This is a genomic window from Sphaerisporangium perillae, from assembly GCF_023276435.1.
Classification (GTDB): Bacteria; Actinomycetota; Actinomycetes; order Streptosporangiales; family Streptosporangiaceae; genus Sphaerisporangium; species Sphaerisporangium perillae.
Genome location: NZ_JALLPO010000019.1, coordinates 1 through 20,919, shown reverse-complemented (window position 1 = coordinate 20,919; position 20,919 = coordinate 1). Strand labels below are relative to the sequence as shown.

Annotated in this window: 21 protein-coding genes and 1 tRNA gene; 11 read left to right on the top strand and 11 right to left on the bottom strand. The window is 65.5% G+C overall.

What is annotated here, in order from left to right:
• Together MYF83_RS19500 and MYF83_RS19495 are read right to left on the bottom strand one after the other, a co-directional pair.
• On the bottom strand, window positions 1–576 hold the full coding sequence (locus MYF83_RS19500) for a pyridoxamine 5'-phosphate oxidase family protein (RefSeq protein WP_248961902.1): 576 nt from the start codon (window positions 574–576) through the stop codon (window positions 1–3).
• A gap of 48 nt (window positions 577–624) precedes the next feature.
• Window positions 625–1,662 (bottom strand): hypothetical protein, encoded by a 1,038-nt coding sequence (locus MYF83_RS19495; RefSeq protein ID WP_248961901.1) that lies wholly within the window; start codon window positions 1,660–1,662, stop codon window positions 625–627.
• Window positions 1,663–1,941: 279 nt separating this feature from the next.
• On the opposite strand from MYF83_RS19495, the gene MYF83_RS19490 reads away from it, so the two are divergent.
• The 3 genes from MYF83_RS19490 (at window position 1,942) to MYF83_RS19480 (ending at window position 3,956) form a co-directional block, all read left to right on the top strand.
• Window positions 1,942–2,166 carry a hypothetical protein gene (locus MYF83_RS19490; RefSeq protein WP_248961900.1) on the top strand — a complete coding sequence of 75 codons (225 nt, stop codon included), beginning with the start codon at window positions 1,942–1,944 and terminating at the stop codon, window positions 2,164–2,166.
• Entirely contained in the window at window positions 2,163–2,549 is a 387-nt protein-coding gene (locus tag MYF83_RS19485; RefSeq protein WP_248961899.1) for a hypothetical protein, read from the top strand. Before MYF83_RS19490 ends, MYF83_RS19485 begins: the two co-directional genes overlap by 4 nt.
• 105 nt (window positions 2,550–2,654) lie before the next feature.
• Window positions 2,655–3,956 (top strand): glycoside hydrolase family 18 protein, encoded by a 1,302-nt coding sequence (locus tag MYF83_RS19480; RefSeq protein WP_248961898.1) that lies wholly within the window; start codon window positions 2,655–2,657, stop codon window positions 3,954–3,956.
• Between the two features lie 149 nt (window positions 3,957–4,105).
• Here MYF83_RS19480 and MYF83_RS19475 read toward each other — a convergent pair whose 3' ends face one another.
• The 6 genes from MYF83_RS19475 to MYF83_RS19450 form a co-directional block, all read right to left on the bottom strand.
• Complete coding sequence (locus MYF83_RS19475; RefSeq protein WP_248961897.1) at window positions 4,106–4,750, bottom strand: transaldolase family protein; 645 nt, start codon at window positions 4,748–4,750, stop codon at window positions 4,106–4,108.
• 101 nt (window positions 4,751–4,851) lie between these two features.
• Window positions 4,852–6,318: a xylulokinase gene (xylB, locus tag MYF83_RS19470; protein WP_248961896.1), complete on the bottom strand. Its 1,467-nt coding sequence runs from the start codon at window positions 6,316–6,318 to the stop codon at window positions 4,852–4,854.
• Between the two features lie 2 nt (window positions 6,319–6,320).
• Window positions 6,321–7,004, bottom strand: coding sequence for a KpsF/GutQ family sugar-phosphate isomerase (locus MYF83_RS19465; RefSeq protein WP_248961895.1), 684 nt, complete (start codon window positions 7,002–7,004; stop codon window positions 6,321–6,323).
• A 47-nt stretch (window positions 7,005–7,051) separates the two neighbouring features.
• Complete coding sequence (locus MYF83_RS19460) at window positions 7,052–8,674, bottom strand: sugar ABC transporter ATP-binding protein (RefSeq protein WP_248961894.1); 1,623 nt, start codon at window positions 8,672–8,674, stop codon at window positions 7,052–7,054.
• A complete protein-coding gene (locus MYF83_RS19455) occupies window positions 8,675–9,676 on the bottom strand; it encodes a substrate-binding domain-containing protein (RefSeq protein ID WP_248961893.1) in 1,002 nt (333 codons plus the stop codon).
• 7 nt (window positions 9,677–9,683) lie between these two features.
• On the bottom strand, window positions 9,684–10,733 hold the full coding sequence (locus tag MYF83_RS19450) for an ABC transporter permease (protein ID WP_248961892.1): 1,050 nt from the start codon (window positions 10,731–10,733) through the stop codon (window positions 9,684–9,686).
• A 132-nt stretch (window positions 10,734–10,865) separates the two neighbouring features.
• Here MYF83_RS19450 and MYF83_RS19445 point away from each other — a divergent pair, with 132 nt between their 5' ends.
• The 3 genes from MYF83_RS19445 (at window position 10,866) to MYF83_RS19435 (ending at window position 12,876) form a co-directional block, all read left to right on the top strand.
• Window positions 10,866–11,834 carry a sugar-binding transcriptional regulator gene (locus MYF83_RS19445; RefSeq protein WP_248961891.1) on the top strand — a complete coding sequence of 323 codons (969 nt, stop codon included), beginning with the start codon at window positions 10,866–10,868 and terminating at the stop codon, window positions 11,832–11,834.
• Window positions 11,835–11,838: 4 nt separating this feature from the next.
• Complete coding sequence (locus MYF83_RS19440) at window positions 11,839–12,480, top strand: beta/alpha barrel domain-containing protein (RefSeq protein ID WP_248961890.1); 642 nt, start codon at window positions 11,839–11,841, stop codon at window positions 12,478–12,480.
• 213 nt (window positions 12,481–12,693) lie between these two features.
• Window positions 12,694–12,876 (top strand): hypothetical protein, encoded by a 183-nt coding sequence (locus MYF83_RS19435; RefSeq protein WP_248961889.1) that lies wholly within the window; start codon window positions 12,694–12,696, stop codon window positions 12,874–12,876.
• 32 nt (window positions 12,877–12,908) lie between these two features.
• On the opposite strand, the gene MYF83_RS19430 is transcribed toward MYF83_RS19435, so the two are convergent.
• Window positions 12,909–13,400 carry a YajQ family cyclic di-GMP-binding protein gene (locus MYF83_RS19430; protein ID WP_248961888.1) on the bottom strand — a complete coding sequence of 164 codons (492 nt, stop codon included), beginning with the start codon at window positions 13,398–13,400 and terminating at the stop codon, window positions 12,909–12,911.
• 141 nt (window positions 13,401–13,541) lie between these two features.
• Between MYF83_RS19430 and MYF83_RS19425 the strand changes: the two genes are divergently transcribed.
• The 3 genes from MYF83_RS19425 to MYF83_RS19420 all read left to right on the top strand — a co-directional run bounded on the left by MYF83_RS19425 (window position 13,542) and on the right by MYF83_RS19420 (window position 16,698).
• Window positions 13,542–13,623 (top strand) — tRNA-Tyr (locus MYF83_RS19425).
• A 912-nt stretch (window positions 13,624–14,535) separates the two neighbouring features.
• Window positions 14,536–15,381 (top strand): Crp/Fnr family transcriptional regulator, encoded by an 846-nt coding sequence (locus MYF83_RS44340; RefSeq protein WP_372500195.1) that lies wholly within the window; start codon window positions 14,536–14,538, stop codon window positions 15,379–15,381.
• A 540-nt stretch (window positions 15,382–15,921) separates the two neighbouring features.
• On the top strand, window positions 15,922–16,698 hold the full coding sequence (locus MYF83_RS19420) for a cysteine hydrolase family protein (protein WP_248961887.1): 777 nt from the start codon (window positions 15,922–15,924) through the stop codon (window positions 16,696–16,698).
• Window positions 16,699–16,938: 240 nt separating this feature from the next.
• Here MYF83_RS19420 and MYF83_RS19415 read toward each other — a convergent pair whose 3' ends face one another.
• Window positions 16,939–18,246, bottom strand: a complete 1,308-nt coding sequence (locus tag MYF83_RS19415) for a PIN domain-containing protein (protein WP_248961886.1) — start codon at window positions 18,244–18,246, stop codon at window positions 16,939–16,941.
• Window positions 18,247–19,049: 803 nt separating this feature from the next.
• Between MYF83_RS19415 and MYF83_RS19410 the strand changes: the two genes are divergently transcribed.
• Together MYF83_RS19410 and MYF83_RS19405 are read left to right on the top strand one after the other, a co-directional pair.
• Window positions 19,050–19,493, top strand: coding sequence for a hypothetical protein (locus tag MYF83_RS19410; RefSeq protein ID WP_248961885.1), 444 nt, complete (start codon window positions 19,050–19,052; stop codon window positions 19,491–19,493).
• Between the two features lie 49 nt (window positions 19,494–19,542).
• Entirely contained in the window at window positions 19,543–20,010 is a 468-nt protein-coding gene (locus tag MYF83_RS19405; protein WP_504974253.1) for a DUF4279 domain-containing protein, read from the top strand.
• On the opposite strand, the gene MYF83_RS44335 is transcribed toward MYF83_RS19405, so the two are convergent.
• Window positions 19,923–20,399 (bottom strand): transposase, encoded by a 477-nt coding sequence (locus tag MYF83_RS44335; RefSeq protein ID WP_372500200.1) that lies wholly within the window; start codon window positions 20,397–20,399, stop codon window positions 19,923–19,925. The genes MYF83_RS19405 and MYF83_RS44335 overlap by 88 nt on opposite strands.
• Window positions 20,400–20,919 lie beyond the last annotated feature (520 nt).

The window sequence follows — 20,919 nt, the reverse complement described above, 5'->3', positions numbered from 1 at the left end:
CTAGGAGTGGTTGCCGTTGGGGTCGGTCTCGTCGGCGCTCAGCCCAGGCAGGCCGTCGACGCTCTCCCGGTTGTGCTTGGCGCGGTAGGCGCGCTTCTGCTGGACGTCCTTGCGCTGTGCCCACTCGTCCAGCAGCGGGCGGTCCTCGTCGAAGCTCATGAAGGGCACGGCGTAGCCGCAGGAGTCGGCGATGCGGTCGCACTCCACGACGATGACGGACCGGACGCCCGGGTGCGGGCCGAAGTGCTTGAGGAGCCCGTCGAAGCCCTCGTCGTGCGGGGTGACGACCTGCCCGCGGCCGGACAGGCGCAGGATGTTCGGCGGCCCGGAGAACGCGGCGAACATGATCGTGATGCGGCCGTTCTCACGGAGGTGGGCGATGGTCTCCACGCCGCTGCCGTCGAGATCGAGATAGGCCACGGTGGTGTCGCCGAGCACGACGAAGGTGTCGGCGTACCCCTTGGGGGACACGTTGACGTGGCCGCCGCGTTCGGGGGCCGTCGCGACGAAATAGACCGGCTGCTCGGAGATGAACGCGCGCAGCCGGTCGTTCAGCGTGTCGTGGACCTTGCCCATCGTCCCTCCCAAGCCCGCTGTACGGGACTTTACCGGAGGTCGGTTCGATCACTCCCCGGGCAGCCACCAGGTCCAGGCGTTCGTCCGGACCTTGAACGAGTCGACCTTCTTCAGGTCGCCGTTGGACGGGTCGATCCTGCTGGCGGTGGCCCGCGTCACCGTGTCGTTGTCGTTCGACCGGAGGTGCCAGAGCGTCAGCTTTCCGGAATCGTCCCAATCGATCCGGTAGGGCGATTCGGCGGCCGGGACGTCGATGTCGATGGCAGGAGAGACGGCGTCGGTCGACAGGTCGTACTGCCTCAGGCGAGGCTTGCCGGAGGTGGGGCTGATCACGACGGCCACGGTCACCCCGTCATCGGCCAGCGCGATCGGCGAGTTGTTGGACACGACCTGCGGCACCTCGCGGCTCTCCCCCTCGCCGCCGTCGGTGTCGTACACGGCAAGCTCGGTCGTGTTGTCGCCGGTGAAATGGGACAGCAGGATCCGCCGGCCGTCGGGGCTGAAGCCCTGGACGGTGTCGCCCCCCGGCAGCTTCGCCACCTCACCGCTTCCCAGGTGCACGACGAGCGTCGCCAGCTTGCCACTTTCGTCGTTGTAGTCGATCAGCACCGCGTCGCCGTCAGGGGAGAGCGTGGGGTCGACGTCGGACATGCCCACCCCCTTGGGCACCTTCGCCGAGGCGCCGGGCAGGCTGTGCGCTCTGCCGGTCGGCAGGTCCTGCCACACCAGCTTGCGGTCGGACTTGCGGAAGTACACCACCCGCGTGCCGTCCCCGCTGATCGCGAACGGCGCGGCGCTCTCCTTGTCGACCTTGCCGTGGTCGGTGCGCGGGTAGACGGTCGCGTCGGACAACGTGACGGTCTTGCCGTTGCGGAGCGTGACCCGCCACGGGCCGCACGGCACGCTGTAGCCATGCTTGGTGCAGCCGCTGACCGCGGCATAACGTGCGGCTTCACTGCTTTTCGTGGCCTTGCTCGCTTTGGTGGTGGAGGCGACTCCCGTAAACGCCTCCGCCGGGCTCGTGAGGGCGGTCGCCGTGACAGCGGCCGCCATCGCGAGGAGGGCCAGTGTGCGCGTCTGCTTCATGCGCGTTCCTTTCGTCACCACCAATAGATGCCAGGAACCGGCGCAAAGTTGAGTCACGATTCGGCGTCGGCCGCGGCCTCCGGTGACGCTCAGGGAAAGCCCCAATGATGGATATAAGGTGTTAATCGGAATATGTCGGGTTATGTTGTAGCCTTACGGCTGATTCACAGAGCACGCTCCGCCGAAGGTAGTGCCTGCCGGCCGCTCGGCGTCTACCGTCGAGCCATGGGGCACTCCTCCTTCACCATCAGACTGAACGATGTCCAGACCGAGGCCTTGGTGCGCCAGGCGCATCTCGAGGGACGCAGGGTCGAGGACATCATCCGCAGCGCCGTCCAGCGGCACATCGAAGCCCGGCAGGCGGCCATCACGCTCATGTCCCGCTGGTGCCTGGACCGCGAAGAACTCGAAGCCGCGGCCGCCGCGCTCGACGTCGCTCCCCTGACCGACGAGGAGTGGACGCAGGCGAACCGCCCGCCGATGACCCGGACCCAGGTGTCATGATCCCTGGACGTGTACTCGACGTCAGCGCGCTGGTGGACATCGCCGTCGCCAAGACGCGCTATTCACGCCACATCGTGGCGATGTGCCTCTACCGGGGAGGCGGCCTCTGTGTGCCGTCCACCGCGCTCGCCGCGGTGTACTCCATCGCGCCGCTCGACACGCAGGCCGAGCTGTTCGATCTGATCATGGGACCGGGGGTCACCATCGACGACCTCACGGCCGGGAAGGCTCCCGACATCGGCGAACTCCTGGACGGCGCCAACGATGTGGTCGCCGGCCACGTGGTGTGGTGCGCCCGCAACACCCACTGGCCCATCCTCACCGACCGAGGCGACCAGCTCAGCCTCCTCGACCCCCGAATAGCGATCGACCCCATTCCCTAACCGTCGCCCCAAATGCGGTATTGCGGCTTACCCGATCAACACCTAACCTTTAGGAAGCTTTCTTAAGCATTGGGCCTCGGGGGACGAGCCGCCCGGGAGGCGTCCATGTCTCTGTTCCGCCGATTGGCCGCCGCCTGCGTCGTCGCAGCAAGCCTCCTGCCATCCATCGCCCCCGCCAGCGCAGCCGTCGCCTATGAGCGGGTCGCCTACTTCGCCCAGTGGGGCATCTACCAGCGGAACTTCCTCGTCAAGAACGTCGACACCAGCGGCGCGGCGGCCAAGCTCACCACGATCAACTACGCGTTCGGAAACGTCAGCGAGCAGGGCCTGTGCTTCGAGGCCAACGAGGCCGGAGTGGGCGACGCGTGGGCCGACTACCAGAAACGGTTCAAGGCGGGTGAGTCTGTCGACGGAGTCGGAGACGTCGTCACCCAGCCCCTGGCCGGCAACTTCAACCAGCTCAGAAAGCTCAAGGCCAAGCATCCCGGCCTGAAGGCACTGATATCCCTGGGCGGCTGGACCTGGTCGAAGTACTTCTCCAACGCCGCTCTGACCCCCGCCTCCCGCCAGGCGTTCGCCGCGTCCTGCATCGACCTGTACCTCAAGGGTAACCTCCCCAAGATCGGTACCTCCCCGCACGGCGGCCCCGGCTCTGGCGCGGACGTCTTCGACGGCATCGACATCGACTGGGAGTGGCCCGGCTCCGAGGGCAACGTTGGCAACGTCGTCCGCCCCGAGGACAAGCAGAACTTCACCTTGCTGCTGGCCGAGCTCCGCCGCCAGCTCGACGAGTACGGCGCCCAGACCGGCAGGCACTACTACCTGACGGCGTTCCTCCCCGCCGACCCCGCCAAGATCGACGCTGGGGTAGAGGTGTCCGGGGTCTTCTCCTCGCTGGACTTCGCCACCGTGCAGGGTTACGACTTCAACGGGCCGTGGAACAACAGGACCGGCCACCAGTCCAACCTCTACTCAGACCCGAACGACCCGTCAGCGGAGAAGTTCAGCGTGGACGCCGCCGTCGGCGCCTACCTGTCCCGCGGCGCCCCCGCAGGCAAGATCGTTGTCGGAGTCCCCGCCTACGGCAAGGGCTGGAAGGGCGTCCCCAACACGAACAACGGCCTCTACCAGACCTCCACCGGGCCTGCCCGCGGTACGTACGAGAACGGCACCGAGGACTACAAGAAGATCGTCGCCGCCCGCGGCACCCGCTACCGCGACACCGCGATCGGCGCCCTCTGGCTATACGACGGCAGCAACTGGTGGAGCTACGACGACCCCACGCTGCTCGCCCAGAAGGCCCAGTACATCAAGGCCCGTGGCCTCGGCGGTTCCATGATGTGGTCCCTCGACGGCGACAACGCCCAGGCCTCCCTCACCACCGCACTCTGGAACGAGCTGAAGTAGGTTCGATCCGATCACGCCGGTCCGACGACGGCGCGCAGGAAGCACGGTGATCGGGCAAGCCCGCCTGGGCGAACGGTTCGCCCAGGTGTCCCCAGAACGTCTCGGTGTCGCACCGTTGTCGTCAGACGTTCGAGGTGGTCGCCCCGCGGTCAGTTCTGGCGCGCTGCGATGGTCTCGAACTGGTCGGCGGCGGCTAGCGTGGGCTCGTCGGCCAGTAGTGCTTCGCACAGCGGGGCGCTCAGCGCGAAGTCGGGTACGCCTGCGGCGGCCAGAGCCGCGACGTCCTCCCGGTCGCGCAGGCTCGCCGCGAGCACCCGGGTGCCCGTTCCGGACAGCACCCGATGCATCTGGATCGTCTCGGCGACGCCGTCGCGGCCTTGGTCCGTCATCCGACCGACGTACGGCGCGATGAAGCGCGCGCCGGCGGCGTCCGCGAGCAGTGCCTGCGTCGCGTGGTGGACGGCGGTGACCAGAACGGGCACGTCCTCGTCCGCCAGGACACGGGCGGCGCCCAGTCCCTCCCGCGTGGCGGGGATCTTCACGATGGCCTGCGGCCCGAGGTCGCGGATCCTCCTACCCGCGTCGAGGATCTCCCCGGCGGTCGTGCCCAGCGTCTGCATGAAGACCTGCTTCGCACCTGCGGCCGTGGCCCAGGTGAGGACAGCGGGAAGGTCGGCCTGGGTCAGCCCGGCGCGAGCGAGCAGCGCCGGATTGGTGGTGACACCGGCGAACAGGCCGGTTGCCAGCAGGGGTTCGACGGCCGAGCGTTCCGCGGAGTCGACGTAGAGGGCCATGGGTCCATTCCTTTGCACGGATCTGTGGACGGCGGATGCACGAGTCTGTAAATGGGCATGCAGTCGACGGCGGGTGAACCAGTCCGTCGGACGGCGATCTGTCAGCCGTTGTGCGCCCTCACCTGTTCGGCGAGCAGCAGGTAGCGCTCCATCAGCGCGGCCGAGCCGCCAGGCCGGGGAGTCACGGTCGCCGCCGGAGGCGGACACCACGCGTCGCGCACGTCCTTGATGTCGGAACCGGACAGCACCGCCGCCGCCTGGACGCAGGCACCCCGGGCGCTCGCCTCGGGCGCGTCCCGCGTGACCACCGGGCGGCCGAGTACGTCCGCGAGGACCTGCCGGTAGGCGAGGGATCGCGCGCCCCCTCCCGCGGTCACGACCTCGCCCGGGGTCGGCACGCCCGCGGCGTTGATCGCCTGGTGCCCGCGCACCAGACCGAAGATCACGCTCTCGAACACGCTGAGCGCCAAGCCTTCACGTGTCGAGGCGGTCGTCAGGCCGGCCATCACCCCCTGGGCGTTCGGCAGGGCCGGGCTGCGTTCACCGTCCAGATAGGCGACCAGCGTAGGCCGTGCTTGCGCGGGGTCGGCGTCCAGCGCGAGGTCGCCCAGCGTCCCGACGTCAACCCCCAGCAGGCGGGCGAAGGTGTCGGTGACCTTGGTGGAGTTGAGCGTGCACACCAGCGGCAGGTAGCCCCCCGTCGCGTCCGCGACGCCGTCCACCCAGCCGGTGAAGTCGAAGACGGGGTCGGCGCTCACCGACAGCACCACCCCGGAGGTGCCGAGGCTGTAGGCGACGTCGCCGGTCCGCAGGCCGAGACCGACGGCGCCGAGATGCTGATCGCCGCCGCCCGGGCCGACCGGCACGCCGGGCCTCAGCCCGAGTTCGGCCGCGACTTCGGGCAGCACGCCGCCCGCGGGCTCGGCGGCCCCGAGCACCCGTGGAACCGCCGCATCCCAGTCAACGTCCGGCGACACCAGCTCGGCGAGCAGATCGGTGAGCCACCGATTCTCGGACGCCGCGTAGTATCCGGTCCCGGAGGCGTCGGATCGGTCCGTGACGCGCTCGCCGGTCAGCCGGTACGTCAGCCAGTCGTGCGGCACCAGCACGGTGGCGAGGCGCCGCAGGTTTTCAGGCTCGTGCTCGGCCAGCCAGGCCAGCTTGGTGACGGTCAGCGCGGCGGTCGGGGTGAGGCCGGTCGCGCGTACCCAGTTCCGGGCCCCGTAGCGCGCCACCAGGCTGGTCGCCTGGGGGGCGGACGTCGTGTCGTTCCACAACTTGGCGGGCCGCAGGACCCGGCCGGCGGCGTCGAGGGCGACCAGGCCGTGACATTGGGCCGTCACGCTCACGGCGTCGATGGAGCCCGGCCGTACGTTCGCGTTCCGGCAGGCCAGGTCGAGCGCGGTGGCCAGGGCGCGCCACCAGGCCGCGGGCTCCTGCTCGCTGAGCGGCGGGTGCGTCACCGGATGCGGGGCGCGGCCGGTCCCGAGCAGCGCCCCACCGTCGGCGTCGCGGAGCTCCACGGTGCAGGACTGCGTCGAGCTGTCGACGCCTGCGACGACGGGCATGGTCAGACCGTGCCCGCCGGGATGTCCCTCGCAACGCCCGTCGCCTCAGCATCGGCGTCGAAGGTCAGCGCGGGCAGCGGCTCGGGGGCGTTGTCGATCTGCCCCACGGCCCCAGATGGGTGGCTGTGCAGCACCTGCTCCCATCCGTAGCCCCGCACCCTCATCAGCACGTACGCGAGCGCGTCGCCCCACACCGCGGTGACGAGCGTCGAACCCATGGCGATCACCTCGCCCGGGTCGACGCCGGGCGGACTCTCCAGCTTGACCACCAGGTCGGCGCGGTTCCCCAGCTCGGAGTCGGCGACCGCGGTCAGGGCGATCACCCGGGCACCTCGTTCCCGTACGCGCGAGGTGAGGTCGTTGATCTCCAGGGAGCCGCCGCCCCGCGAGATCGCGATCAGGATGTCGCCGGCCGTGACGGCTCCCATCGTGCCGTGCAGGGCGTCGGCGGCCTGTATGAACAGCGCCGGGGTGCCGCAGACGGACAGCAGGTGGGCCATGCGCCGGGCCACCGCCCCCGAGGTTCCGGCCCCGGTGACGAACACCTTGCCCTCGCAGTCGTAGAGCAGGCGGGCCGCCTCCACGAAGCTGCCGTCCAGCTGGTCGGCGACGGACAGCACGCCGCTCGCTTCCCGCCGTACGGCTTCGCGGCCCTCGGACAGCACATCATTCGCAGCGGCGGCCATCAATGTTCTCTGTTGCCTTTCTTGGGGAGCGGGCCCGGGTCGGGGGATCATGCCGCCCCCCACGCGACCTGCCGGAGCTTGACCAGCGAGAGCTCGGAGGCGAGCTGGGTGCCGCCATCGCATCGCCCGTGCGAGAACGTCACGACGTCATCGGACACGTCGAGGATCTCCTCCTCCTCGCTCGACACGACCACGACGGCCATGCCCTGCTCGGAGGCGAGGCGGCGGAGCAGGCGATGGATCTCGGTCTTCACGCCGATGTCCACGCCCTTGGTGGGCTCGTCCAGAAGCAGCAGCCGGGGTTCCTGCGCCAGCGCGCGTGCCAGGAGGACCTTCTGCTGGTTGCCGCCGGACAGGCTGACGACCGGGGCGCCCCGGTCGCCGCGCACCTGGAGCTGGTCCATGAACCGGGTGGCGCTCCTTGCCATGGCACGGCGGTCCAGTACGCCGTATTTGGTGAACCCGTGCAGCACGGGCAGGACGACGTTGGTGGCGGAGTCGAGGCCGGGAACGATCCCGTCGACCTTGCGCTCCTCGGTGAGGTAGACGACTCCGGCCCGCCGGGCGTGGGAGGGGTTGCGCGGCCGGTAAGGCTTGCCGAACAGCTCCAGCCGCCCGGCGTCGATCCTTTCCAGCCCGACCAGGGCGCGCAGGAACTCGGTGCGCCCCGACCCGATCAGGCCGTAGACGCCGAGGACGCGTCCCGGATAAGCGTCGAGGGAGACGTCGGTGAGGCCGTGCGCCCGCAGGCCGCGCACCCGTAGGCTCGGCCGGGCCCCGTCCGGCAGCGCCGAGACGGCACGCCGTCCCTGGGGGCGCCCTGACGCCAGATCGCTCAGTTCCTCCACCGGGAGCTGGTCGTACTGCCCGGTCTCGGCCAGGTGCACGGCGGCTTCCTCACCCGCGATCGCGCGGATGACGTCCGCTCGGTCGACCTCCTCGACCGGTCCGGCGATCCGGACCGCACCGTCGACCAATGCCACGACCGAGTCGGCCACGGCGTACAACTCATCGAGCTTGTGGTCGACGAGCAGCACGCCGAGTCCCGACTCCCTGGTCAGCGACCTGATCAGTTGGAGCAGCCGGTCGACCTGCTCGCCCTCAAGGCTCGTCGTCGGCTCGTCCAGGAGCAGGAAACGGGTGTCGCGCTCGGTGGCGACCGCGATCTCCAGCAGTTGGCGGGTGGCCACCGGGTAGTGGCCCAGCGGCCGGTCCACGTCGACCCGCAGGCCGAAGCGATCGACCAGGTCCCGGGCCGCTCGGCGCATGCCTTCGCCGTCGAGCGTCCGCGAGCCGCGCCGCCGCTCGCGGCCCAGGAACACGTTCTGGGTGATCGTGAGGTTCGGCAGGAGCGACAGCTCCTGGTAGACGGTTGAGATGCCGGCCTTCAGGGCGACCGCGGGGCCGGTCAGCTGCATCCGGCCGCCGTTCACGCTGATCGTCCCCTCGTCCGGCCTGATCGCCCCGGAGAGCGTCCTGAGCAGAGTGGACTTGCCGGCGCCGTTGTGCCCGACCAGCCCGACGACCTCGCCGGGCCGAACGGTGACGGTCACGCCGGATAGCACGGGGACACCGGCGTACCGCTTGACGATCCCCTCGGCCCGGAGACCCTCCGCAGGTCCGGGGGGCGCTCCTCCGGCCGGCGTGTCCGTCGCCGTCGGCCCGGTCATTCAGCCCACCTCGCCCGGTGCGGGTGTCTGGCCCTTGGTGTAGAGCTTCAGCGGGCGCAGGATCTGGGCCTCGGGCTTGGCGCCGCCCAGCCAGGCGGAGATCTGCTCGATCACGCGCTTGCCGTAGTCCTCGGGCTCCTGCGCCACGCACGCCGGGTACTGGTCGGTCAGCGGCTCGTCGGCCGAGCAGAAGCCGTAGACCTTGACGTTCTTGCCCCCGCTCTTGATCGCCTGGAGCGCTCCATAGGAGGCGGGCCCGGTGCTGGTGAACAGGACGTTCACGTCAGGGTTGCCCTGGAGGAGCTCGGTGGTCGCGGCGAGGCTGTCGTCGGGCTTCACGTTGCCGTCCACCTTGGCCACGACCTTGGCCTTGGCATCTGCGGCGATGGCGTCCTCGAAGCCCTTGTCCCGGGCGACGACCGGACCCTCGTCGGGCTCGGTGATGAAACCGATCTTGAGGTCGGCGTCAGCGCCGAGGTCCTTGAGCACCTGCTCGGCCACCTGCTTCCCGCCCGCGGCGTTGTCGGCGCCGAGGTACTGGACGATGCTCCCGCCCTGGGCCTTGAGCGCGGCGTCGTCCACGGTGACGTTCACGGTGAAGACGGGCACGCCCGCGTCGTTGGCCAGCTTCACGATCGCCGCGGCGGGCTCGGACTTCACGCCGTTGAGCGCGAGCGCGCACGGCTTCTTCTGGAGCATCGCCTGGACCTGGGCGAGCTGGGCCGCGTCGTCGTCGTTGGCGATCTGGACCTCGGTCTTGAAGCCCGCCGCCTGGCCCGCCGTCTCGAAGCCCTTCTTCATGGCCACGTAGTAGGGGTTGGTCAGATTGGGGAGCGCGACCGCCACGTACTTGGAGGCCGCGTCGCACGCCGCCGGCCGGGGGATGCCGCCCTCCGGCTTGGCGGCGCCGGCCTGGGCGCCGGTGTCGACCCCGGTGCTACATCCGGCGAGGGTCAGCGCGGCGAGCGCCGCGCCGGCGGCCAGGGAAAAACGTCGCTGCATGGGGGAACTACCTCCGGTTTTCGATGGAAACAGCGGCTTCGCCCGGCAAGAGGGAATCGAGCGGTTCATGCGCTGCCGGGCCCGGGGGACCGGAACGGCTGAACAGCCGGGAGAAGTCTGAGAGTGAGAGCCTGCGGCGGTAGGTGTCGAGGCTGACGCCGAGCAGGATGATGACGCCGATGACGAGCGGCTGCCAGAAGCTGTCGACGCCGATGACGTTCATGCCGTTGGACACGGTCGCGATCAGCACCGCGCCGAGGAAGGCTCCGGGAATGGAGCCGATGCCGCCGAACAGGCTGACGCCGCCGACGACGGCCGCGGCGATGGAGAAGAACAGCTCGTTGCCCGAACCGGCGGTGGGGTAGCCGACCATGAGCCGGCTGGTGGTGATGAGCCCGCCGAACGCCGCGCACAGGCCGCTCACCGCGTAGACCAGCATGGTGGTGCGTCCGATCCCGATCCCGGCGAGCCGGCTGGTCTCGGTGTTGCCGCCGACGGCGTAGATGTGCACGCCCGTCGCGGTCCTGCGCAGGAAGAAGGTCAGGACGCAGGCGGCGACGATGACCAGGACGACCGGCATCGGGATGCCGAGCAGGGCGCCTCGGCCGATGATGGCGAACATCGGGTCGGTGACCGACACCGACTTCGCCCCGGTCATGATCTGCGGAATGCTCGCCGCGATGCCGAACGTGGAGAACGTCACGATGAACGGCGGAAGCTTCAGGTGGTGGATGACCGCGCCGTTGAGCAGGCCGACCGCGATTCCTGCGAGAATGGCCACCAGCGCGGCGATCGGCCACCCCGCCCCTGCCTTCATGACGACCGCCGCCAGCATCCCCGTCATGGCGACGTTCGACCCTGTGGACAGGTCGATGCCTCCTGTCAGGAGTACGAAGGTCTGTCCCAGGGCGAGGAAGGCGATGACCGCGCCGTTAAGTAGCAGGATCTGCAGGTTGTCGACGGTCCGGAAGTTGGCGGACAGCAAACTCATGACGAGGGCGACCAGGATCAGGATCCCGAAGATCCCGACCTCGTCCGGCATACGGCGTGATCTCACAACTGCCCCTCCCGGGCTTCGCTCATATGAGCGCCACAGACGCTCGTTTGTGTACTATAAGGTCCATCGAAGTCCGCCAACAAGGCGCACGTGGTCGCAGTGAGGTAACGAATGAGCAATTCTGGCGCTCATATGAGCGCTCTGACCAAGGTGACGCCCGCCGAACGAAGGCTCATGGCGACCGTCGCGAGGCGCTTCTACATCGATGACGTCTCGAAGGTGGAGATCGCCAAAGAGCTGGGACTCTCGCGATTCAAGATCGCCCGGCTTCTTGAGCAGGCCAAGAGCACCGGTATTGTGACCATCACTCTAAGGGACTCCGGATATGTCGACGACGTCATGTCCGCCCAGCTCAGCGCACATATGCGGCTCCGTGAGGCAATCGTCGTCGAAACGCTCGGAACCGACGCGCAGGTGCGCAGCCAGGTCGGGGCCGCCGCCGCGACCCTGCTCTCCGAGACGCTCCACGCCGGCGACGTCCTCGGCCTGGCATGGGGCAGGACCCTCACCGCGATGACCGAGAACCTCACCTCACTGCCGCCCGTCTCGGTCGTGCAGCTCACCGGGACCGTCGGCTCTGACCTCGCCGAGTCACCCGTCGAGGTCGTACGCAAGGCCTCGCTCAGCGCCGGCGGCAAGGCGCACGCCATCTTCGCGCCGCTGGTCGTGGAGGACGCGACGACCGCGGCAGCCCTCCGGCGCCAGCCCGACGTCGCGGCGGCCATGCGGCTGTTCGCCCAGGTGACCGTCGCCGTGGTGGCCGTCGGCTCGTGGGACCCGCCGATCTCGCAGCTCCGCGAGGTCATGTCCGAGGCCGACCGCGCGGAGCTCGCGACCAGGGGCGTGCAGGCCGAGGTCGCCGGGATCCTCATCGACCGCCACGGACGCCTCGTCGGGGAGGACTTCGCCGAGCGGTGCCTGTCCATCAGCGCCCAGGAGCTCAGGCGGTTGCCGCGCGTCGTCGCCGTCGCCGCGGGCGCGGAAAAGGCGGAGGCCGTGTTGGCCGTGGCCCGGTCCGGGCTGCTGTCCTCCCTGGTCACCGACCGAGCCCTCGCCGAGGTCGTGCTCCGCGAGCCTTTCGACCCTCCCGCGGGTGGCTGAGCGCATGCGCATCGCAGGCTCCCTGTGGTCGGTCCCCCCGGCCGTACAGGCACGTGAGGCGCACCGGCTTCGCGACGCCGGGCTCGACGTGCTCCACTGGGACACCACCGACGGCGTCTTCGCTCGCGAGGGCGGCTTCTCGGTCGAGACGGCCGCCGCAATGACCGCCGAGAGCGGGATGCGTGCCGAGGCCCACCTCATGGTCACCGACCCGCTCGCCCGCCTCGACGCGTGGACCGGCTTCTGCGAGCTCGTCATCGTCCACGCCGAGGCCGAGGGGTGGCGGGCGGCGCTCGACCGCATTGAACGACGCGGTTCCCGGCCGGCCCTGGCCCTGTCCCCGGGCACCCCGGCGACGCTCGTGCCCTCAGACGAGCTGGCCGTTCTCACCATGTCGGTCGTCCCGGGCGAGGCCGGCGCCACCTTCGACGAGTCGGCCCTCGCCACCGTGCGGGCGCTCCGAGAGGCCGCCTCCGGAGCCTCCCGCCTGCTCGGGCTCGACGGCGGCGTGACCCGCGAAAACGGCCGTCGCGCCACGGCTAGCGGCGCCAACTGGCTGGTCAGTGGCACCGACCTGTTCGGCTCGTCCACGCCCCGAGCATGGCTCTCCGACGTACGAGGCGCCCAGGCGCCGTCTCACAACTGATCTTGTCTGAAGCCATAGCCGACAAACGGCCGGGCCGGCCGCGGACCGTGCGTTCCAGCCGCCCCCTGGTCCCGCGTCTGGTCTGGGCGGAATCCTCCACGAATATGAACATGCGGCTTGACCTGCACGGATGAGATTTTCGGCAGTTTCGGTACCGGGTGGCCCAAGACCCGGACCTCGTCGCGGACCGTGGAGCCTCCTGAGGTTGTGGTCATGGCGCTCCAGCGGCACTTGGACAGGTTCGGCCCGCTCGCCCTTGGCCACAGCACGCCCGTGGTCACACTCAACACGTACGTGGTGGAGTGGCCCGAGGCACAGGAGAGGACGCGTGCCCTGGTGGACGGCGCGCTCGGCCGTGTGCCCCGGATGTGCCCCCGGGAGGCTCCGGCCCGATGAGTCAACAGGTCAGAGCCTTGAGAAGCGGCTGGCTAGCGGTAGTTCGTGAACTGCAGGGCGATGTCCAGGTCCTTGCCCTTCAGCAGGACGATGACATCCTGCAGCTCGTCCTTCTTCTTGGAACTGACCCGGAGTTCCTCGCCCTGGATCTGCGCCTTGACGCCCTTGGGGCCCTCATCCCGGATGATCTTCGAGATCTTCTTGGCGTGCTCCTGGTCGATGCCCTCCTTGAGGCCGACGACCAGGTGGTACTCCTTGCCGGACAGCTTCGGCTCGCCCGCGTCGAGCACCTTCAGGGACAGGCCCCGCTTGATGATCTTTTCCTTGAACACGTCAAGGACGGCGTTCGCGCGTTCCTCGCTGTTGGCCTTGATCTCGATGTTGTCCTGACCTGACCAGGCGATGCCCGCGCCCGTGCCCTTGAAGTCGAAGCGGTGCCCGACCTCCTTGACCGTCTGGTTCAGCGCGTTGTCGACCTCCTGCCGGTCGATCTTGCTCACCACGTCGAAACTGCTGTCGGCCATCGGTATAGGTGTCCTCTCTCGTCCCTCCGACCCTAGCGACACGAGGCGGGTTCCGTGTGGATCAGGGCACGGACAAACCGGTGTCACGGGCACCCCGGAAGTCCGCTATTCTTCTTGCTGTCACCGCGAGAGCGAAGACACGGCAGGTTGCCCGAGTGGCCAAAGGGAGCGGTCTGTAAAACCGTCGGCTCAGCCTACGCAAGTTCGAACCTTGCACCTGCCACACCAGCGTAAAGAGGCCCGTCACCAGCGGAAACGCGGCGGCGGGCCTCTTGCTGTGTGTCCGGCTGTGTCCGACTGACACCGGCTCTCTACGGGCGGTTGTGCCTAATGCGGGCCCAAGGATTTACGGTGCTGTGGCATCCAAGATGCGGCGCATGGCCTCGCCTTGCTGCCCGTGGATGCACGTCGCGTAGACCCGCAAGAGCACATCCACGCTGTGCCCTGCCCACTGGGCGTTGAGGCGCCGGAACGCCGGCGTTGAGCGGCGAGTGGATCCCGCACCCGCGTCTCGCAGTACCTGCAAGCCCTCGTAACGCGGCACATGCCGGATGAGAGGTGGGCTCCGGCTACCACCCCGGATCCCACCTCTCGAGACCCGGCACTCCGATGCGCTCGGCGAAGAGGCAGGACGCCAGGCAGGTCCAATGTACTGCGTCGGAACCTCTTGGAGGAGATGTCTCGTCCGTCTTAGCGGCACTTATATAACGCAGGGGGGCATTTTTCTCCCGCTAACTTCGTCGCGTGCGGTGATTGAAAGCGACATATCGACCGTTGTCCCAGCTAGGGCATCGATTTATGCATCTTGGTTGTTGCGGTGTGACGATGGGCCCCATATCCCCTAGTCTGCCTCACGGCGGCTTCTACCAGGCCGTACGTACAGTGACGAATGCAGTCGCTCGGCGAAGAGGCGAAAAGGACGTTAGGGGAATAGGTGCAACCAGAACTGTTCAGGATCGCTGCTGGAGTGGCGGTCGCTACGGCTATCGTCTGCATGGCGGGATACGTCAGTATCCGATTGGCGAGCCTGGCGCCGACCAGGGCTGCGCGCATTCTTCTAGCGCTCTCGATCCTGCTCGGTGCTATACCGGCAATCCTGTACGCCCTGTATTGGGCTTAGGGAAGTACGGCAACCATGAATCGCGTCCGACGGCGTCCCGGTCAGTCCAGCTTCTGGAACGATCTGTCTCCCTTGCAGAAGCGGCTGCTTCTCAAGCGAGGGGAAGTGAGAACTGTCCAGAGAAGGGATGTGGTTCTATCCGACGATACTCAAAACCTGATCGTCCTTCTATCGGACTGTTGGGTAAGGCTTCAGGTGGAAGCTGGGCCGGATGATCGCGTCGTAATCGACTTGTCCGGCCCAGGTGACCTGGTTAGCGCCCTGCACTCAATAGCGCCGGTCCAGCCCATGTGGGTAGGTAGAGCCGGAGTAACAAAGGCCATTGCTCTGCGAGGCGGACGTGTACTCAAAATCCCGACTGACGACATCTCGCGGATTCTAGAAAGGTTGCCGACGCTTCATAAGCCAATCATGTCCTGCGTTGCCATGCAACTCCATATGGTGATGTATATGCATGCCATGAATCGGCTCGATGTCGCTCCTCGATTGGCGCGACTTCTCCTGACCCTGCTCTATCGATTCGGCGAGGTAGAATCAGCCAAAGGGCATGGGATTCTTCTCGCGCCGCCAGTCTCTCAGCCGGACCTAGCGGCTTGGATTGGCGCCAGCCTCGCCTCTGTTAATCGGGTACTCAGGGCATGGCGCTCTGCGGGCATAGTTGACACTAAGTATGCGTCCATTTCGATACTCGATCTAAAGCGCTTGAATGAGGAGGCGGTAACGTCAAGCACGCCTTTCTGGGCGGCACCATGGGGGGTAGGGGCTGGTTTACGGAAGGAGAAGGCTGTAAGGCAAAGGTCCTTGTCTGTTGAGGATGCTCTAGTTGAGTTTGCCAAAGCGATCGCAGTATCCCCCTTCTAAGGCATAGATCGGCCTCTAGCGCAACCCGAAGGCCAGAGGTCGATCTATAACCGATGATGCGTGTTTTCCCGCTATCTAGCGTGGCACTCAATGGCCTTGTTTCAAGGCGTCGTGGCGTACAAGATGCGGCGCATTGCCCCCCCGTCCTGCCCATGGACGCACTTCGGAAATGATTTCCTTTGGCGTAAAGGGAATCTCTTTGGGTTACGCCTCATGGTCGGGTGTTGTTTATTCACCGATGGCGCCACAACGTTCGCTCGCTGAACATGAGCTTGTATCCGCTGAACTGGCAACACAAGCCATCTGGGCCTATTGCGCGTACATCAATGAGCAGGTGGAACAGGGGCGCGACCCTTCGGTACCCGAAGAGTACGGGTGGCGGTTTCTTCGTGGAGTACGCTCCCGCCTTACGAACCCTCGCCCCCAAGAGACTGACCAGCATCGGTTCATGCGCTCCGCCATCCTCGACACCAGCGGCCTGCCGGGTCACCTTACACAGGCCATAGATATACTTCGCGAAACGAGTGAAGGGTAAGACCAGTGCTCAACAGATCCGCCGTCCTAGCTGTAGTCGACGTTCAGAACGGGTTCGTGCGAGAAGAGTCGGCCCATGTCGTTCCGATCATCGCGGACCTCGTCAAGCGCCGGCAGACGGCGGGCGGCGAGGTCGTTTTCACTCGCTACCAAGATCATGAGGGAAGCATCTTTCAGCGGCTCTTTGCTTGGTCAAAGCTCATGGGGTCGCCGGAGGTGGATATCGTTCCTGAGCTGCAGCCCTACCTGTCGAAGGCGACGGCGGTAATCGATAAGACCATCTATAGCCTTTTCAACGATGAAGGCCGGGCGCTCATTTCGCAACACGGATGGACTGACATATACGTTTGTGGAATCGCCACGGAAAGTTGTGTACTTAAGACAGCGGCCGATGCATTTGAGCGAGATCTGACGCCGTGGGTGATTGAGGATGCCTCAGCCAGCCATGCCGGCGAGGTCTCCCACGAGGCTGGTTTGCTGGTGACCGCTCGTTTCATCGGCCCTCACCAGCTCGTCAGAGCCGCAGAAATCGACCCCCGGCATCCTGGCCGCGAGAGCGAGCGCCGTACAACCGATGAGAACGGCGGCATGGATGCAGCCCTCGTAGCGCTCACGCGGGCATATCAGGAGGCTGCTACGGCCATTCGTGGTATCTCCGATGTCCGTGTGGCGTCCCAGGGCGCAGCTCGACTCGCTGAGACCGTGCGAGGGATGTCGGACTCTACGGTGCGCGTCAGCTCGGAGGTATCGGCGCGAGAGCGGGAAAACGCAGACCATCAGTGAGACCTACCCGGCAAGAGGGGCCGACTTTACGGCCTTTCCCAGTGCCGCCTTAGCGCAGCTTGGTGCCGATGCCTCGGTCTCCCTCTTGGTCGGCGACTCGACCATCGACATGCAGGCGGCCAAGCGGACCGACGTCCTCGCCGTTGGCTACGCCAATAAGCCGGGAAAGGCGGATCGACTCTTAGCCGCGGGGAAAACTTGATCGTGACGAGTATCGAGAAGTTGACGGCTGGTCTCTAATCAGAAGAGATATCTGGCAGTAGGGTCTTTCTCGGTGTCTTCCATGGTATGGGAATCGTCATCGTTCGTGATCAATCGCGCTGTTTCGTGAACACCTCGCAATTGATCACGGTAGATTGCGATATGCGTAGAACTTTCAGATTGTGGATTGTCAAGTATATACATTGCCTTGTCGATCTTCTCGAAATCTTCCGCTATGGCACGTCTGCGCGCTAGGTTCTCGTGCAGCTCTTCCTGTAGCTCTTTCGAATTTTCGAGGGGTGAGTTCTTGGCGATTTCATAAAGTGTTTCCATGCGATCTTTAAGATACCTGTTCTCTTCAAGAACGCGAACCGAGGCAGATCTGAGCTTATGCATAATCCGTCCGCGTGCGTTCCGTGAGATGTGTATAATTTCGTTATTGTGCTCAATGCCGGGCAGCTGCTCGACTTGACTCAGTAGTTCGTCGCTTACTGTTGCGTTCAGATATTCGCGAGCATGGAAAAGGAAAGATTGTGTTTCCATGATGACAAGATCAGAGCCAGCTTGTTCCCTGGCCTCACGGATCAACTCAGGTCGGGCTGAAATTGTTCGACCCTTCTCTTTGCGAAACCAATCATCTTTGGTGTCTCTAGTGACGAGAAGAATGGGCGATTTCCTGTGTGCGGCCTCTTTAAGAACCTGAGACCAGACTAAGTAATCCCCGCTGCTGTCGGTCTTGTTCTTCTGATCGGCGAATCCTGGTGGAATATTTTCGACTGCTCTTCTCTTGGCCTCTTCTCGTGCCTTTTGCTCGTCTTCAAGGGTTGGTCTCGCTCCCACCTTTCCCTTAAGAAGCTCCTCTAGTCGCTTCAGAACGGGGTCGTTGGACAGCATGTCGAGCGTTACGCCGTGCCGTGTCCTTAGGTTGTCGATTTCCTGCCATGCTGCCGATACGCTCTCGGGGATCTGCTCAAGGATTCTTCTCTCCTCTTCTTTTGTCAGAGCCACAGTTCTACCTAAGGTCCTGATTTTGTCGCTGACATTCTGCTTAAAATACTCCAATATGCCTTCGAGAGCCGTAAGCGCGGGAGTATAGGCATTCGCCTGATCGCCAATTACTTTGATGCGGTTTCTATGGAATTCGCCAGCGACCTGGTGGGGGATCCACAGTCGATCTCCCAATTTTTCCAGGACATTGAGCAGCTCTTCTCGCGCGTGAGGAGCGAAGCGGTAGGCATCCAACAGGACGTTGGTGTCCAAGCACACAAGACCGCTTGTCATGGCGACTTTGCGCTGTTCGTCAGTCGGGGGGTAGTACTCACGGAATTCGCTGTCCAGGTCTGCCATCACTATCGCCCCAGATCCTCTAGCACCTACTAACAAGATCGGGTGATTCTATCTGTGGCGATGTTCGTACACTATCGACATCTTGCCAATGTGCTCTCAATCGTTACCCCATAGCGGATAAATGTGCATGAAGCGGATATGCTGTCGAGTCCTAGGGTTGAAGCGGGAAATGTGGGTGAGCCGATCCCTTGAGTGGTGGACTCCTGATGCTTTCCCGAGCCGGGCAGGCCATGCCTATGCACCAGACGTTTATGCAGGTAGGCGACCCGAGCAATGTCGGATGAGTCTTCACCTACGGATCAGAAGGTTGGGGTTTCGAATACCTCCGGCCGCGCAGCATGAAAGCCCAGGTCATCGGTGATGGCCTGGGCTTTTTCGTGTCTCGATCAGCGGTCGTCATCCGGCTGCGTCCGGCCCTAATCGGACGGATCCGGCTGAGCTTTCCCAATGCGTTCCCGCGCTCTAGACTTGGGCGCGTACGCCTAGTTTTCACGGGTCAGACCTGTAGATCATGCCCGGTGTGTGCCCATGTGCAGCCAGCGCCGGTAATCGTTGCAGGTCACGGTGTTTTCGCGGTGGGTCTGTAAAACCGTCGGCTCAGCCTACGCAAGTTCGAACCTTGCACCTGCCACACCAGCGCAAAGAGCCCCTGACCAGCAGAGATGTCGGTCGGGGGCTTCTTCGTTCATGATCCGTGAGTGACCGTGTTTCCCCGCTGTTTCCCGCGGGATCCGGCACGCCTGTGGCATGTGATCAAGCCCGAACCCTTACCCTCGATGTGGATCCTGGTACAGGAGTGAGTCGTGGCCTTCGTACTCGCGGTCAAGCCGAACGGTCCCTGGCTCATCACCGAGAACGGCTCCTGGCTGGTTACGTCGAATGAGCACGGCGCCCTCCCTCTCAGCTTCCATACCGCGGTGTGGTTGTTGCCGTTGCTCGAACGATCACGGGAGACCGTGGAAGCGGAAGTCGAATCGCTCCGGACGGAAGACACCCCCGACTTTGCACAGGTGGTGCGCGTCATCATCGAGATGGAGCTGACAGCCCTCGCCCCCTATTGGGTCACGCTGGCCGTTGATTGGATCCGGGTCGAAGAGGTCCCCCTGTTCGAGGACCTTCTCATCGCGCTTCAGCAGCATCGACACATCAGCCAGCGAGCACGACACCAGGCCAAACGCCTTCTCAAAGAGCGTAGGCGGGCTACGGCGTCGACAGATCCGCACCCGCGGACACCCCCGCCTGCCTGACGCTCCTATGTCAAGCAAGGGAACCCTGGAGATCGTTTAAGGTCGGCGTGTGCGCGTCCGCCAGTACGTCTACTTCGCCGTGAGGAGCGAAATCTTGGACGCCGTGGAGATGACGGCTCGGATCGGATTGGAGCGGGACGAGACCGCGGCGCTGGGCAGCCGTAGTGCGAAGCCGCCCCGGCCGACCGCACACGCATGGAAGATCGTGTGCCGTGATCCAGGAGTAACGGTCGATGAGCTGATCGCCCGCCTGATCGATCGGCTTGCGCCGTTCGGCGGGGCCATCGGTGAGTTGGTCGAGGAGCTGAACCAGGATGAGGGCGGTTCATGCGCCGTCTTGCAGGTCGTCCGTTATCTGAATGCCGACGGCGGCGAGGAAGAGGAGACATTCTCCTCGGATCCAGCGTTTGAGAAGCTGCCGGGGCAGCATCAACTGCTCGGCTGGCATCTGGACCGCCGAGTGCTGCAGTTCTTGATCTCAACGCATGCCGAGCTTGATGTGGACGAATACTGTTGACAACCTGGCCCTTGGGACGTCGCAGGGCCTCGGTGAGCAGGTCGCCCGGTCGTGGCGGATTGGTCGTGGTCGTCGATGAGCGCTCGGTAGACCACATCCGACAGATGCCGTTTGAGGACGCGGAAGCTCCCCTTGCCGGTGTCTCGGGTGGTCTCCTGGCGTCGTTTCAGTAAAGCTCGGGCGCCTTCGTGACAGCGGGCCTGGGTGATGGCAATGCGATGCAGGGTGGTGTTGAGCTGCCGATTTCCGCCGCGGTTGAGTCGGTGACGATCGTCGTTGCCGCTCCACACGGGGATCGGGGCGGTGCCGTTGTGCCGGGCAAATGCTGCGGAGCTGTGGAAGCGGGTGATGTCGCCGATCTCGCCCAGGAGTTTCGCGGCGGTGAGCACGTTCACCCCGACGATCGCCAGCAAGCGCGGGACCCGGGCCTCGACCAGCGGCTTGAGCTCCTTTTCGATGGCGTCGATTTCGATGCTGAGGGAGTCGATGAGGGCGATTTGAGCCAGTGCCACCCGTTTGGCGGTGCCGGAACCTGTCAATTTGATCAAGGCAGTTGAGCTGGGCTAATTCTGTGTCTGGTTCTCTGATGTGTTCTTCTGCTCGTTCGTGTGGTCTTGGTTGGGCTTGTTGATCCATGCCGGGCCGGGAAGGTCGGGCGGGGTAGGGGTGCCGCCACTGGCGAAGCGTTCGGGGTGAGCTGCCTGCGCGGCAGCCAGGACTCGAGCGCGCCGGTCGCGGACCTTGGCAGCGCGCCCGTGGTGCACGTCGACCGGGTGGTGGTAGCCGATCCCGGAGTGATGGTGGTCGTGGTTGTTACCAGGTGTAGAAGTCTTGGCAGAACGCGCGGGCGTCCTCGATCGAGCCGAACCGGCCAGGGAAGGTCGGGCAGTACTTCAGGGTCTTGAAGCT

Bases quoted from the DNA above. Each gene is read 5' to 3' on its own strand.
- MYF83_RS19500 (WP_248961902.1), bottom strand. From the start codon at position 576: ATGGGCAAGGTCCACGACACGCTGAACGACCGGCTGCGCGCGTTCATC.
- MYF83_RS19495 (WP_248961901.1), bottom strand. From the start codon at position 1,662: ATGAAGCAGACGCGCACACTGGCCCTCCTCGCGATGGCGGCCGCTGTC.
- MYF83_RS19485 (WP_248961899.1), top strand. From the start codon at position 2,163: ATGATCCCTGGACGTGTACTCGACGTCAGCGCGCTGGTGGACATCGCC.
- MYF83_RS19480 (WP_248961898.1), top strand. From the start codon at position 2,655: ATGTCTCTGTTCCGCCGATTGGCCGCCGCCTGCGTCGTCGCAGCAAGC.
- MYF83_RS19475 (WP_248961897.1), bottom strand. From the start codon at position 4,750: ATGGCCCTCTACGTCGACTCCGCGGAACGCTCGGCCGTCGAACCCCTG.
- xylB (WP_248961896.1), bottom strand. From the start codon at position 6,318: ATGCCCGTCGTCGCAGGCGTCGACAGCTCGACGCAGTCCTGCACCGTG.
- MYF83_RS19465 (WP_248961895.1), bottom strand. From the start codon at position 7,004: ATGGCCGCCGCTGCGAATGATGTGCTGTCCGAGGGCCGCGAAGCCGTA.
- MYF83_RS19460 (WP_248961894.1), bottom strand. From the start codon at position 8,674: ATGACCGGGCCGACGGCGACGGACACGCCGGCCGGAGGAGCGCCCCCC.
- MYF83_RS19455 (WP_248961893.1), bottom strand. From the start codon at position 9,676: ATGCAGCGACGTTTTTCCCTGGCCGCCGGCGCGGCGCTCGCCGCGCTG.
- MYF83_RS19445 (WP_248961891.1), top strand. From the start codon at position 10,866: ATGAGCGCTCTGACCAAGGTGACGCCCGCCGAACGAAGGCTCATGGCG.
- MYF83_RS19440 (WP_248961890.1), top strand. From the start codon at position 11,839: ATGCGCATCGCAGGCTCCCTGTGGTCGGTCCCCCCGGCCGTACAGGCA.
- MYF83_RS19435 (WP_248961889.1), top strand. From the start codon at position 12,694: ATGGCGCTCCAGCGGCACTTGGACAGGTTCGGCCCGCTCGCCCTTGGC.
- MYF83_RS19430 (WP_248961888.1), bottom strand. From the start codon at position 13,400: ATGGCCGACAGCAGTTTCGACGTGGTGAGCAAGATCGACCGGCAGGAG.
- MYF83_RS44340 (WP_372500195.1), top strand. From the start codon at position 14,536: ATGAATCGCGTCCGACGGCGTCCCGGTCAGTCCAGCTTCTGGAACGAT.
- MYF83_RS19415 (WP_248961886.1), bottom strand. From the start codon at position 18,246: ATGGCAGACCTGGACAGCGAATTCCGTGAGTACTACCCCCCGACTGAC.